Genomic DNA, 13,329 nt, shown 5'->3' on the forward strand with positions numbered 1-13,329 from the left:
GCCTCAAAAGTCGAACCGAGCATGTGGGTTAACATTTTTTTACATTTGCCGCCTCAGCGTCTAGCCAGAACCTGACCTGCAAGTTACAATTTCCTGATATTTTTTGTGTCATTTATGGGGAGCAAGGCAGTGTCTCATTTACCGGTCATCGTTGGTTTTGGTGGCATCAGCCCCGCCGGTCGCTCCTCATTCAACAAAGGCTACAAACGCCTCATCTTTGAAACCTTGTCTGATAAAGATCAGCAGGATGTGTTACAGGATCTCGCCGTTCTCACCAACAGTAATGCAGATGAGCGGCAGGCACTGCTTGATGCCACCCTGATCCGTAAAATTCCAAGTTCATTCTTTGACGCAAATCGTGTCCTGATGAACAAGGCATCGAAGATCCATCCAGCAGGTGAATCCATTAAATTCACTCTGCGCAAACGTGATCTTCCGACCAACATCCCCGACAACTGGACGCTGGCCGATACCGAGGCAGGCCAAGTCGAAGTAACCGTACAGGGTGCTCTCGACCTAATCTTCAACGATACACGCGTACTGCCTGTTCAAAGCGCCGGCATGCTGCCAGAAGGGTTTGAACCGGGGTCTCTATACCAATCACGAAACCATCCGCGCGCACTGCAAATGGCGATCTATGCAGCCTCTGATGCCCTGGCCTCCACAGGTCTGGATATCGACAAACTGCTAGATACTCTGGCTCCTGATCAAATTGCGGTATTTGCCTCTAACTCAATTGGTCAACTCGACGACTTAGGCTTTGGCGGTCTCAATAAATACCCTGCGATTGGTAAGCGCACAACCTCTAAGCAGATGCCATTGGGTTATGCGCAAATGCCGGCTGATTTTGTTAACGCTTACATGCTTGGCAACCTTGGCACAACCGGCGGTGCGCTTGGTGCCTGTGCGACTTTCCTGTACAACCTCCGTAATGCCGTTGAAGCGATTCGCACCAACAAGGCTGAATTTGTTCTGGTTGGCGGGTCTGACGCCCCTGTCACTCCAGAGGTTATTGAAGGGTTCCGCGCCATGGGCGCATTGGCTGAAGACAAACAGCTTCAGGCACTGGATAAGCTCGCTTCACTTGCTGATGTAGACCACCGTTCAGCCTGCCGTCCATTTGGTGACAACTGCGGTTTCACCATTGGTGAATCGAGTCAATTTATTGTTCTGATGAGTGATCGCCTAGCGATCGAGACCGGCGCTCAGATCTATGCTTCGGTGCCTGATGTCTATGTTCATGCCGACGGTTATAAAAAATCGATCTCAGCACCCGGTGTCGGTAACTACTTAACCCTGGGCAAAGCGGCCTCTTTGGTTGAGAAGCTACTCGGTTCTGAAGCGCTACAGCAGCACTCAATGATTCAAGCGCATGGCACCAGCACACCACAGAACCGAGTGACTGAATCACATGTATTAAACGAGGTCGGTAAAGCGTTCAACATCAATGATTGGACGGTCACTGCGGTTAAGACTTACCTCGGACACTCTCAGGGCACTGCAGGTGGTGACCAACTGGTTTCAACACTGGGTGTTTGGGAACAGGGAGTCATCCCCGGCATAGTTACTACTCAGGCAGTAGCTAGCGACGTTCATCAGAGCCATCTTGAGCTACCTCTTCAGCATAAAGAGGTGGGTAATCAATTCATTTCTAACGCGTTGATCAACTCTAAAGGCTTTGGTGGCAACAACGCGACTGCGGTACTCATCTCGCCGACCGAGACGATTAACCTGCTTCAAAAACGTTATGGCGCTGCAGAGATGCTTGAGTGGCAGAAACGCTCAGAAGCGACAGTCGCTCAGGCTCAAGAGTATAACCAAGCCGCACTCAAAGGCACGACTCGACCGACCTACCGTTATGACTATGCGGTGCTTGCTGGTGAAGATTTAGAGATCACTCATTCTGGAATTAAAGTTCCAGGTCGTTCTTTGCCAGTCAGCTTCGACGTTTCAAACGCCTACGAAGATCTAACCTAAAGCCCCAAAAGAGCAGTCACATTGTGATGAGTTTGCTGAGCAATAGATTCAGTAGACTCACCACGTAACTCGGCGACGGCATCAGCCACTTCTGCAACCCGATACGGGTGATTTGGCTTACCCTGATGACCGCTTAACGGCATATCGGGCGCATCCGTCTCAAGCGCCAAGCTTGTCACTGGCAGTGAACAGACGACCCTTCTGAGTCGATTAGCTCGATCATAGGTCACTGCCCCACCAACACCAATCAAAAATCCCAAGGCAACAAGATTATCCGCTTGCTGCTGGCTACCCGAGAATGCATGGGCAACGCCACCTCTACGTAAACGGTGGCGTTTTAAGCGCTGCGTAATCAGATCGACGGAGCGGCGAACATGAAGCACAACCGGCAATTCAAATGCAGCCGCTAACTCTAACTGAGCATCAAAGAGTTTCTGCTGCCTATCTAATTGTGGATCTTCAATAAAAAGGTCTAATCCACACTCACCAATCGCAACAACGTCATCTCTCTGCTTAAGGAGCGTCTCTAGGGTCAAAAGATCTTGATCAATATCGTGCTGTTTTAGAAAACAGGGGTGCAAGCCAAGCGCCAGATGACGACGAATGGGATGGTTAAGCTGACAGGTATGGATCACTCTAGGCCAATCGCTAGCCATGACTCCGGGTACCAGAATATCCGTTACACCCTTTGCCTGTGCTTGATCGAGATGAGAGCTGGTTCCCACTGCAAACTCGGGAAAGTCGAGATGGCAATGGGAATCAAAAAGCATGTTAGTGCTCGCGAGTAGCGCGGAACTGAATATCCGGCCAACGCTCTTCGGTGAGGTTTAAGTTCACTCGTGTCGGTGCCAAGTAGGTCATTAGACCTGCACCATCTTCGGCCAGGTTGTCATACCCTTTTTTACGGAAGTCATTGAGCATCTTATCGTCAGCACACTCAACCCAACGAGCCGTCGCAACACTGATCGCCTCATAGACACAGTCCACTTTATACTCATCTTTAAGACGATACATGACGACGTCAAACTGAAGCTGACCGACCGCGCCGAGAATCAGATCGTTGTTGCGAAGTGGCATAAACAACTGCACCGCACCCTCTTCTGATAGCTGCTGCAACCCTTTTTGAAGCTGCTTCATCTTCAGTGGATCAGTAGGACGCACACGCTTAAACAGCTCAGGTGCAAAGTGAGGAATGCCGGTAAATTTAAGCTCTTCACCTTCTGTAAAGGTGTCGCCGATTTGAATGGTACCATGGTTGTGCAATCCGATGATGTCACCAGACCAAGCCTCTTCCACCGCCTCTCGATCACCCGCAACAAAGGTAACCGCGTCTGCGATACGAACATCTTTGCCGATGCGCGTATGTTTCATCTTCAAACCTTTGGTGTATTTGCCTGAACAGATACGCATGAAGGCAATGCGGTCACGGTGCTTTGGATCCATATTCGCTTGGATCTTAAAGACAAAGCCTGTGAATTTATCTTCATCAGCCTGAACCTCACGTGTCTCTGTTGCACGATGAGAAGGGGCAGGAGCCCAATCAACAAAATCATGCATCATCTCTCGAACACCAAAGTTACCTAATGCCGTACCAAAGAATACCGGAGTCATGGTACCCGCTAGGTAGGACTCCTTGTCCCACTGGTGGGTAGCCCCTTGTACCAGTTCGATCTCGTCACAGAACTCTTCATAATCGGCACCCAACAGCTCACGAGCTTCGTCGCTATCCAAGCCTTGAATGATATTCTGTTCAGCAAGCAGATGCCCCTGCCCCTTGGTGAACAGGTGAATTTGATCCGTGTAAAGATTGTAGACCCCTTTAAAACGCTGACCGGCACCGATAGGCCAGTTAATCGGTGCGGCTTCAATTTTTAGTACCGATTCAATCTCATCCAAGAGCTCAATAGGGTCACGTATCTCACGGTCTAACTTATTCACAAATGAGAAAATAGGAGTATCGCGAAGACGACAGACATCCATCAGTTTAATGGTACGGTCCTCGACACCCTTTGCGCCGTCAACCACCATCAAAGCAGAATCCACCGCGGTCAATGTGCGATAGGTATCTTCCGAGAAGTCCTCGTGCCCCGGTGTATCCAGTAGGTTAACGATACGGTCACGGAATGGGAATTGCATCACAGACGAGGTGATCGAGATGCCACGCTCCTGCTCCATCGACATCCAGTCAGAGGTCGCGTGACGATCACTGCCTCGGCCTTTTACGGTACCAGCAACCTGAATCAACTGACCTAATAGCAATAGCTTTTCGGTCATAGTGGTTTTACCCGCATCAGGGTGGGAGATGATTGCAAAAGTGCGGCGGTTAGCCACTTGATCGTGAACTGCGTTTGACATGAATCGTTCTTCTAGAAAATTGAAAAGAGCCGTCGCTCAGAATTGGCGCGTATTTTCGCTGATTCTAAGCGATTAGACAAACGACTCGACCGTTTTAGAGCAGATTGACTAGGAACCTAGCTCTTCCGCTTTGGTTTCTACCGTCGGTTGAGGCACTTTACTGCCATCTTCACCGTAGATTTCACGAATCAGTCTTTGCAGGTCGACGCGCCATGGACGTTGACGAATACCGAAGGTATTCAAAATCTTCTTACAGGTCAGCACGGATGAAGTTGGGCGTTCGGCCCCCTCCTCTTCTGCGCCAGCCACCGGGCGAATTTTACGAACCGCCAGCTCCTCATATTGGCCAGCAGCAGCGATGATCGCCTCAGTAAATCGGTAGCGCGTTGTGATCTCTGCACCGGAGTAGTGGTAGGTACCCCAGTGATCAGCACCCTCTTCCAACTGTTGGATAATCGCCAAAATTACTCGAGCCACATCATGCGCAGCGGTTGGGCATCCACGTCGATCATCCACCGCTTCAATGGTTTTATACTCACGCGCTTTATCGAGCATTTTGGTCAGATAGTTGACTCCGGACTCACTGAATACCCAGCTGATTCTAAGAATAATGTGTTTAGGTTGATAAGCTCTAACATGCTCTTCACCGCGCAGTTTTGACTCACCAAAGGCTCCTAAGGGAGCCGGCTCATCCAGTTCAGTATAGCCACTCGCATAGTGACCATCGAACACGTAATCAGACGAGATATGGATAATTGGAATACTAAGGTCACTGCAGGCTTTAGCCAGATTAAGAGGCCCATCCGCATTAATTGCAAAGGCTTTGCCTGGGTGGGCATCGGCCGCATCAACCTGATTGAAACCGGCACCATTAAGAACGTAATGTGGAAGTACATCCGCCAATTTGGCTTCAATGGCAGCCGGATCAGTCACATCAAAACTGCGATGGTTGACGGGGATTATTTCGATATTTTCTAGCTTTTCAGCGACACGACAAAACGCTCGGCCAATCTGCCCTTCCGAACCGGTTACTAAAATTCTAATTTTATCGCCGTACAACTCTGAATCACTCCAACAACCATTAATATGAGTTTAAAAAGGGGAAACCGGCAGTGCAACCAGTAATTGCTGCTTCAGTCACACCCTTGCAGGTTGTGACTGCTGTGCGATCATTTCGATCAGAACTTGAGAGGTTAGATAACGCGCTTTGTCATTACTGCGTAAGCTGATAACCGAATCTAGAACATCGCACGCAGCGATTGAGATCTGTTTTTCCAGCAACACTTGAGCAACCTTAGCAAACTGATCACTCGACAGCCGGGTAAAGTCATAGACTTTACTGAGTAGAAGCAGATCGCCCGACTTCAATTTATCCAAAATCTTTAAGAGCTGAATGGGTTCAGAGGTCTCTTCAAAGGCCACTGAATCAAGCTCGATACCGGCCACTCGAGCACTGTCAGCCAATCGAGCCTGAAGCTGGGCTTTACCTTCATCGTCATGTATTGAGGCGTATCCAAACAGTGACATAGATCCTTAGGCTTTGATGCGTGTAAGACTTTCTTCAAGCCAGTCTACAGAATCCTTATGCACTTCTTCAACAGTTCTCTCTGTCGTTTCGATAGGTTTACTTATAAGCACATCAACCGTACCAGGGTGCTTAATAAAACCCTTTCCTGGCCAGAAACGACCCGCATTATGAGCGATGGCGACTAGAGGAACTTCACTGCTCACAGCCAACATAGCTCCACCTTTATTCCAACGACCTAATTCACCCACCGGAAGTCGGGTACCCTGAGGAAAAATAAGGATGGGCACACCCGCAGACAATTTTGCCTTACCTTGGTCCAGCAGTTGTTTTAGTGCGCCTCGACGTTTACTGCGATCAAGAGCGATCGGTTCTAGCAGAGCAAGCGCCCAACCAAAAAATGGGATTTTCAGTAACTCCTGCTTAAGGACCACCACCTGTGGCTGGATCAACAGCTGAAAATAGATCGTCTCCCACTCACTCTGGTGATTAGATATAGCAACATAAGCACCCGATGCAGGGAGGTTTTCTCGCCCCTGAACATTGACCTTAACGCCACAGCAGACTCGTAGCCAAACAATGTAGAAGTTATTGATCGCGGTTACAAAATAGAATCTTGGTTTAAACGGCAGTGCACGAGCAACCACCAGACAGAGTGATGCCCAGACGATCGTCACTGGATAGAAGCCTGCGTAATAGCAGAGCGCACGAACAAACCCAATCAGCTTAGTCACTGCATCAACCCCCTGTCACAGGCGGGAAGAAGGCGACTTCATCACCCTCTTTAATGGGAGCACTTCTATCAGACATCTCATGGTTCACCGCAACCAAAACCGTCGACCCATTAATGGTTGAAGACCACTCTTCCCCGTGCATTGTCGAAAGATGATCAATCAAAGAGTCGACTGAACTGATACCTTCAGGGAGATCTATACTCTCTTCAGAGCGACCGATGCGATCTTTTAAACTGGCGAAATAGACAATTTTTAACATGTAGCTTCCAAAATAGTGCTGTTATTCAGCAATCCAGTGGCCCGATTTACCACCCTTTTTCTCTTGCAGAGAGACTTGATCGATCACCATACCTTTATCGACCGCCTTACACATATCATAAAGTGTCAAACCGGCCACAGAGACAGCGGTCAGCGCTTCCATCTCAACACCCGTCTGGCCACTCAATTTGCAGATCGCGCTGATCTCAACACAGCTCTCTGCTTCATTCGGCGTCAGCTCAACTTTCACACTCGACAGCATCAGAGGGTGGCACATTGGAATGAGGTCGGAAGTACGTTTAGCCGCCATGATCCCAGCAATACGTGCTGTCGCCAGTACATCACCCTTTTTATGACCGCCATTGACGATCATTGAGAGAGTCTCTGGCAACATGGTCACACGACCATAGGCTCTTGCTTCACGGAAGCTAACCTCTTTTTCAGAGACATCGACCATTCGAGCCTGACCCTTCTCATCGATATGAGTAAACTCTGACATCAGCGGCTCTCCGTTTGCGCATTGTTGTAGTTTAAAACCGGTTTAGCGTACATCGCTTTCAAAATATCTTTAGCAGCGCCATCAACCTGACTCAGCCTTGACTCAAGTAACGCCAGCCCCTCATCAGTTGCTTCACCTGCAGCGGCTAGATTGGTGGCATGCAAGCGGTAATTTTGGTGTATCTGACGGTCAATTTCTGCCGCCAGCTCTTCTGCCGATTCAAATTCACCTCGAATAGGCTCACCAAAGCCTACATGAACGCGGCCTTTGTCACCGACAATCCCTTTGACGATACTCTGAATATCTTCGAACTCACTCTTCTCATAAGTTCCGCCCTCAGCTTTGGCAGCCAACTCATTGGCTTTAGCCGAGTCACAAGGGTCTAGTTCGTATGCGATAGATACTGGGACAATATTGAGTCGCTCCACCATCTCAGAGAAGCTACGTTGCTTACGCTGAGACATATAGAACATTTTCAGTAGCGCTGGATCTGTACGATCGTCACCATCTTTCGCACGCCCTTCGCGCTGAGCGATCCAGACGGAATGTCCCGTGGTGACACTGTGATCGATGTAACTAGAGAGCTGAGTTAAGGCCGTCATCATCTCACGTCCTTTAGCAGAACGGTTGACGATAAACGACTTGTTCAAACGCATCAGATCTGACACGTAAGGCTTACGCAGCAGGTTATCACCGATCGCAATTCGGACTGTGTCCATCCCTGCATGGTAGAGCATCCAATTCACGAACGCTGGATCCATAGCAATGTCGCGATGATTAGAGACAAACAGATAAGCATCCTCTTTATCGAGCTTATCCAATCCACTGCAACTTAACTTGGTCGTGGATCGTTTGATCATCTTGTTCATGTAGCTTTCAACAAGCTGTTGAAAATCACGAACGGTATCAACATCACCCATGCGTGCCGCTAGATACTGCTTGACGATGGGCCTTAAAAACCATCCCGCCCAACCTGAGGCTTTAGGAAACTGATACTTTGTAATGGCATCCACAAACTCATTATTGTGGAGGAGATCAAACAGAACCTGACCCACTTCATCATCGCGGTAGGGGCGAATCTCTTTATAGGGGTCGTCGTTGTTAACAGCAGTGTGACTCATAGATATCCAGTGTTATAGCAATAGGCGCTTATTTTAGAGCTTTAAGCGCTAATTAGCACCTGCCATCTACCTAAACAAAAACGGGGAGGGTTCATAGAACCATCCCCGTTTAAAAAATGAGTCGAATTAAGGACTATTTGGTCACTAATTCAGGACCCATGATGCTGTAGGGTAGCCAGGTCGAGATCGCTGGCACATAGGTCACAAGAATCAAGAAGACAAAGAGTACCGCGACAAACGGTGCGGCCGCCTTCACGACACGCGACAAGCTCATACCTGTAATCCCCGAGGTTACAAACAGGTTCAAACCGATCGGTGGTGTGATCATACCGATTTCCATGTTAACTACCATGATAATACCTAGGTGAATTGGGTCGATGCCCAACTCCATGGCAATCGGGAATACAACCGGTGCCACAATAACCAATAGACCTGATGGCTCCATGAACTGGCCACCGATCAACAACAGAATGTTGACTGCAATCAGGAATGACCACCAAGTAAAGCCCACATCGAGCATCCACTCAGTCACGTGCTGAGGAATACGCTCAGCCGATAGAGTGTGAGCGAACAACAGTGCATTGGCGATGATAAACATCAGCATCACTGTGGTTTTGGTACCCTCAAGCATGGTCTTACGGCTCTCTTCACCGAACAGTGATGGGAAGAAGGCTGTAATCAGAGTCACAAAGTTACGTTTCCAGATCGCTAAGCCTGCAACAAAGCAGTGAGCAAAACTCTCATTCATGGCGTGACTGCGCTTAATGGTGTAGAAGATGGTCAAGGCGATACTGACCACAGCACCCCAGATTGCACGCTCGCCAGCGGTTACCGTGCTATCTGGATCCGACGTCGCAAAGAACGACAGGATCATCCAGACTAAGAAGAGTGACACACCATAAACCGAACCACTGAAGCCGACTTTCGCGTGTGGCGCATCCGACTCAAGTACCCATGGCGTGTTTTTCAAAGGCCCCATATCGCGATAGATAAAGAGCGCAACAATAATTGAGTAGACCGCCGCAACAACCGCAGCCTCTGTTGGGGTGAATGCGCCTCCGTAGATACCGCCCATGATGATGACGATCAGGAACAGTCCCCAGAATGCATCCTTACCACCACGAACGATGGTACCGAAACCTTTCCACTCCTCTGCAGGCAGGTTTTTAATACGTGCAACCACGTAGATAGCCAGCATCAGCATACCGCCGGCAATTAGACCTGGAATAACACCAGCCAAGAACATACGACCTACCGACACATCCGTCGATGCCGCGTAAACGACCATAACGATAGAGGGCGGAATCAAGATACCCAAAGTACCCGCGTTTGCGATAACACCCGAAGCGAACTCTTTTGAGTAACCCACTTGGCGCATACCGGCGATAGCAATCGTACCGATCGCGACAACAGTCGCTGGCGATGAACCAGAGAGTGCAGCAAACATCATACAGGCCAATACTGACGCCATCGCAAGACCACCACGGAAGTGCCCCACTGACGCAATCGCAAAGTTAATCAAGCGTTTCGCAACACCACCGGTCGACATGAACGACGACGCGATAATGAAAAACGGGATCGCTAAAAGAGTGTAGTGTGTACCGACACCAAACAGCGAAATCGCTACAGACGACAATGAGTCTGTAGAGAAGAAAGTAATAAATAGAATTGAGGATAGGCCTAGCGCCACACCCACAGGAAGACCGATAAAGAGCAGACCCAATACCAGTGCAAATAGAATTAATGCTTCCATCAGTTCAGGCCCTTAATCTTTCAGTGCATCTTTGTGCTCATCAACAAGGTCTTCCGCCTCGTGACCAGCAATGAGGTGATGACGTGCACCGGTCCAAATACCGACAAACGCCTGCAGTGAGCGATAAGCCAACAGAGCCAAACTGATTGGCAGAATAACCAACACCAACCAACGTTGAACACGCTCTTTAACGCCGAACCACTCCATAATGAAGTCAGGCCAACGCATCTCTTCGACACCGATGTTGATCTTGTACATTTTAGCCCAGTACTCAATGGCACCACCGCGGACATCGACGCCCAAGGCTGCCAACCAAGCACTATCAAGAAGAATCAAGGCGTACATCAGCGTTGCAAAAGCTGCAAACAGCGACAACCACTTACCGACCCTGCTAGGTACCGCATTAAGAACGATATCGACACCCAAGTGGGTACCATTCTTAATACCGAAGCTCATCCCCATCAAAATCAGCCATGAGAACATCACCATGCTGAATTCAAGTGCCGCTGACCAACCGGTTCCGAAGGCGTAGCGAGCAATAACCTGACCAAAGGATACGGCCATGATCGAGAAGATGATTAGAACAAGGAAATTCTCTTCCAGTTTTTCCATAAATCTTGGGAAACGTTTCTCTAAGCCCCAGATCACTAGAATAAGAATTAAGAGGTAAAGATGCGGCCACTCCACGTCAGTACTCCAATATGTTGAGCTACATAAGCTCGGGAAAAGGAAAGGACGGGCTCTAAACGAGCCCGTCGATCATCAACCTAAGTTGATTAAGAGTTTGCAGCAGCTTCGATTAGATCAGCACCGATCTTATCTTCAAACTGTTTCCAAACAGGTTTCATAGCGTCAACCCACTCTTTACGCGCAGCATCGTCAAGTGTGTTGATTTTGCCGCCACCCTTAAGGATGTTTTCACGGTTGCCCTGCTCTTTCGCTTTAACTGCTAGGTTAGCTTCGTTAGTCACGTCTTTAGCGATCGCAATGAACTGCTCACGAGCGTCTTTAGGCATAGAGTCTAGGAACTCTTGAGACGTCATGAATAGGTATGCAAGAAGCTGGTGGCTAGTCTCAGTCGTTGAATCTTGCACTTCGAAGAACTTCTTAGTGTAGATGTTTGACCAAGTGTTTTCCTGACCGTCTACAACGCCAGTCTGTAGTGCACCGTAAACCTCTTTAAATGCCATTGGCTGTGGTGAACCGCCCATTGCTGCGATCATCGCTTTAGCAACGTCAGAGTTCTGTACGCGGAACTTTAGACCTTCAGCATCAGATGGTTTTAGTAGTGGTTTGTTGGCAGAGAAGTACTTCATACCAGACATCCAGTAACCTAGGCCTACAAAACCAACATCTTCCATTGCAAGAAGAAGGTCCTGACCAGCATCAGAGTTAGTGAAGCGCATTGCAGCGTCCATATCTTTGAAGATGAATGGAAGGTCGAATACGCCAAACTTAGAAGTGTAAGAACCGAACTTAGATAGTGAAGGCGCTAGGATCTGTACGTCACCTAGTAGAAGCGCTTCAAGCTCTTTAGAGTCACCGAACAGTGTAGAATTTGGGTAAACTTCGATACACATAGTGCCGTTCATTTCAGCGTTTACACGCTCAGCAAGTTTGTTAGCCGCAACCACTTTAGGGTGAGTTGTACCACCAGTAACGTGTGAAAGTTTTGCAACGATCTCGCCAGCGTCACAGTTAGCCTGTGCAGTAGCAGCCGATACAGATAGAGCCAAGGCAGAAAGGCCAAGAGTTAGTTTTTTCATTATTTACACTCCAGTTTGTATTAGGTCACAACGACCTTGTAAAAAGCACTTTTGCAAAGCAGAAAACGTGCCAACAACCTAGATATATATTTATTTTCAACAAGTTAGTGAAAATAAATACAGGACATAAGACTTAAAGGAGGCATTAATGGCGGATGCTCGCCGAAGCTAATCAGCAAGAAGTGGCGGAAAACCGCCACTTAGCAATGCGATGGCTTACTACTGATTGTCGATGTACTTAGCCGCGTCAAATGTACGAATCCAATCGGGATGAAACACCATGACAGCGGTCATAAGAATGCCGTTAATGAGCCCCTCTGGGAACATAATCAACGGCAAGAAGGAGATGTACTCGTGATAAATCGTTTGCCAACTGTGGATACCTGACAAGCCAAGCACAAGCGACAGGGTCAACCCCGAGCTAGCGACTGCAAACCCACCACCAATAAAGGCGGCTAAAAAGAGATAGGCAAAGAAGTTAGGCGGGTATCGTCTCTCGATATATTTAAGAAGCGTGATGGTCAGTGTCGCTGGCACCACAACAATCGCAATTAAATTTATGGCCAGCATATCAAAGCGCTCCACTCCAACTAGAGTGATGCCGAGCATCGCAATCGCGCCAGCCAAGATGGCAAGATCCCAGCCAAACATCAGTGTCAACGCGGTCATACCCAAAAAGTGAACACTCAACCCTTCCGATAGGCCCGCTCTAAAGGTCCAAGTCAACATCAGCAAGACCATAGCGCCGAACAACAGATGCTGAAGTCGAGGCTCAGCCCAAAGCGCTTGAAAAGGCACACGTTTAAAGGCACTCCAGATAGAGGTAACCGCTAACAGTGCCGCTACCAGATGCCAAATAAGATTGATGTCTAAGATAGGATTTTCCATCTGTTTAATTTACACCGGTCGTGACATTAGGATCGCATCCTCCCTACCCTCTTGACCGATCAGCGGGTAGTAATGTTTACGCAGACCGTCCGTGACAAAACCCACCGATTGATAGAGACGAATCGCCGCCTCATTAGAAGCACGCACTTCCAACATGACACGGCTGATTCCATCCCCAGTGAACTGTTCAAGCTGATCAGTCAGCATCTTCGCCGCCCAACCTTCTCCACGCCGATCAGGCACTACGCCAATGCGGAGCAGCTCCGCTTCATCAAATAACCTTTGGTAGAGCGCAAAGCCGATCGGTTTGTTAGCGTCAAACAGTGTGTAGCAGGGAAAACGATCATCTTGAGATAGATACGTCTGCCATTGAGATTTTGACCAGTAATCAGGAAAGCACTGTTGATCCAGAGCAAACAGTTGATCAATCGTCATCACAGCAGGCATTTCAGA

The 13,329-nt window shown here is 48.6% G+C and carries 14 protein-coding genes; 1 reads left to right on the forward strand and 13 read right to left on the reverse strand.

Annotated elements, in window-relative coordinates; all coding sequences use genetic code 11:
- Positions 1 to 129: 129 nt before the first annotated feature.
- A complete protein-coding gene (locus XMG59_RS10550) occupies positions 130 to 1,977 on the forward strand; it encodes a beta-ketoacyl synthase (protein ID WP_173498689.1) in 1,848 nt (615 codons plus the stop codon).
- Here the strand turns inward: XMG59_RS10550 and XMG59_RS10555 are convergent.
- The 13 genes from XMG59_RS10555 to rimI form a co-directional block, all read right to left on the reverse strand.
- Entirely contained in the window at positions 1,974 to 2,747 is a 774-nt protein-coding gene (locus XMG59_RS10555) for a TatD family hydrolase (protein WP_173481462.1), read from the reverse strand. The two genes, XMG59_RS10550 and XMG59_RS10555, sit on opposite strands and share 4 nt — an antisense overlap.
- Before the next feature lies 1 nt (position 2,748).
- A complete protein-coding gene (locus XMG59_RS10560) occupies positions 2,749 to 4,332 on the reverse strand; it encodes a peptide chain release factor 3 (RefSeq protein ID WP_173483428.1) in 1,584 nt (527 codons plus the stop codon).
- A 108-nt stretch (positions 4,333 to 4,440) separates the two neighbouring features.
- A complete protein-coding gene (gene rfbD / locus XMG59_RS10565; protein ID WP_173483429.1) occupies positions 4,441 to 5,391 on the reverse strand; it encodes a dTDP-4-dehydrorhamnose reductase in 951 nt (316 codons plus the stop codon).
- A 78-nt stretch (positions 5,392 to 5,469) separates the two neighbouring features.
- On the reverse strand, positions 5,470 to 5,859 hold the full coding sequence (locus tag XMG59_RS10570; RefSeq protein WP_173483430.1) for a hypothetical protein: 390 nt from the start codon (positions 5,857 to 5,859) through the stop codon (positions 5,470 to 5,472).
- Positions 5,860 to 5,865: 6 nt separating this feature from the next.
- Positions 5,866 to 6,591, reverse strand: a complete 726-nt coding sequence (locus XMG59_RS10575; protein ID WP_173483431.1) for a lysophospholipid acyltransferase family protein — start codon at positions 6,589 to 6,591, stop codon at positions 5,866 to 5,868.
- Positions 6,592 to 6,595: 4 nt separating this feature from the next.
- Positions 6,596 to 6,850 carry a molybdopterin converting factor subunit 1 gene (gene moaD, locus XMG59_RS10580; RefSeq protein WP_173484518.1) on the reverse strand — a complete coding sequence of 85 codons (255 nt, stop codon included), beginning with the start codon at positions 6,848 to 6,850 and terminating at the stop codon, positions 6,596 to 6,598.
- Positions 6,851 to 6,871: 21 nt separating this feature from the next.
- Complete coding sequence (gene moaC / locus XMG59_RS10585) at positions 6,872 to 7,348, reverse strand: cyclic pyranopterin monophosphate synthase MoaC (protein ID WP_173482231.1); 477 nt, start codon at positions 7,346 to 7,348, stop codon at positions 6,872 to 6,874.
- Positions 7,348 to 8,469, reverse strand: a complete 1,122-nt coding sequence (locus tag XMG59_RS10590) for a 1-acyl-sn-glycerol-3-phosphate acyltransferase (protein WP_173498690.1) — start codon at positions 8,467 to 8,469, stop codon at positions 7,348 to 7,350. Before XMG59_RS10590 ends, moaC begins: the two co-directional genes overlap by 1 nt.
- Positions 8,470 to 8,602: 133 nt before the next feature.
- Positions 8,603 to 10,222: a TRAP transporter large permease gene (locus XMG59_RS10595; protein WP_173489270.1), complete on the reverse strand. Its 1,620-nt coding sequence runs from the start codon at positions 10,220 to 10,222 to the stop codon at positions 8,603 to 8,605.
- Positions 10,223 to 10,234: 12 nt separating this feature from the next.
- Positions 10,235 to 10,909, reverse strand: a complete 675-nt coding sequence (locus tag XMG59_RS10600) for a TRAP transporter small permease (protein WP_371731479.1) — start codon at positions 10,907 to 10,909, stop codon at positions 10,235 to 10,237.
- An 89-nt stretch (positions 10,910 to 10,998) separates the two neighbouring features.
- On the reverse strand, positions 10,999 to 11,988 hold the full coding sequence (locus XMG59_RS10605; protein ID WP_217362123.1) for a DctP family TRAP transporter solute-binding subunit: 990 nt from the start codon (positions 11,986 to 11,988) through the stop codon (positions 10,999 to 11,001).
- A 219-nt stretch (positions 11,989 to 12,207) separates the two neighbouring features.
- Complete coding sequence (locus XMG59_RS10610) at positions 12,208 to 12,876, reverse strand: energy-coupling factor ABC transporter permease (RefSeq protein ID WP_173482228.1); 669 nt, start codon at positions 12,874 to 12,876, stop codon at positions 12,208 to 12,210.
- 9 nt (positions 12,877 to 12,885) lie between these two features.
- The gene (gene rimI, locus XMG59_RS10615; protein ID WP_173498691.1) at positions 12,886 to 13,323 is read right to left on the reverse strand and encodes a ribosomal protein S18-alanine N-acetyltransferase; all 438 of its coding nucleotides are present in this window, start codon (positions 13,321 to 13,323) and stop codon (positions 12,886 to 12,888) included.
- Positions 13,324 to 13,329 lie beyond the last annotated feature (6 nt).

This window comes from Marinobacterium sp. xm-g-59 (assembly GCF_013283315.1).
In the GTDB taxonomy this organism is placed as follows: Bacteria; Pseudomonadota; Gammaproteobacteria; order Pseudomonadales; family Balneatricaceae; genus Marinobacterium_E.